Origin of the sequence: Paenibacillus sp. VTT E-133291, assembly GCF_002264395.1 — a bacterium.
In the GTDB taxonomy this organism is placed as follows: Bacteria; Bacillota; Bacilli; order Paenibacillales; family Paenibacillaceae; genus Paenibacillus_AQ; species Paenibacillus_AQ nitricinens.
Genome location: NZ_NFVA01000228.1, coordinates 1 through 593, shown reverse-complemented (window position 1 = coordinate 593; position 593 = coordinate 1). Strand labels below are relative to the sequence as shown.

1 protein-coding gene is annotated in these 593 nt (G+C 53.8%); it reads left to right on the top strand.

Annotated features, from left to right (window positions below; all coding sequences use genetic code 11):
* Positions 1-593: phage tail protein (locus CA598_RS31695; protein WP_179283829.1), on the top strand; the 593-nt coding region annotated here is incomplete at both ends.

The following is a 593-nucleotide window of genomic DNA, read 5'->3' as shown; positions in this document are numbered from 1 at the left end:
GCGGATTATAAGTTTCCGTACGCATCGTATATTCGCGAAGCTTACGGAATCCATATCACGCAACTAACAGCGCTCATCTCGGCGGCAACCGGTGGGCGCTTTTCTATTGCGGTCGATGACACGTTCGACCTCGCGGACGTTAAAGCGTTCGGCGGCGGCAACTGTCTCGAAGCGCTCAACGCGGTCATTAACCTATATGGCGCGGAAGTTGAGCCGGATAACTTTACGCTTCATCTGCGCAAAAAGATCGGCAATCCCGCGTCGGACTATCGGATTCAAGTAACGCGCAATTTGATCGCGGCATCTTTCACGGATAGCGCGTCGTCATTATGTACGCGGCTTTATGCGGAGATGAAAGACTCGCGGACTTGGATCGGTCAGCCTGCGTCGATATTAACCGCGGACGAACAGGCGCGACTTAGCGTGATACCTGGCGCGATCACTGACGGAATCCTCCGCGTCAATTATCTCGTATCTCCGTATGCTGACGCGTGGGCTTCGGATAGCGTTCCGTTTTACGACGACTTGTTAACGGAGCAAGACGTAACCGATCCGCTTAAACTCGTAGCTGCCGCGAGATTACGCTTAGCCGA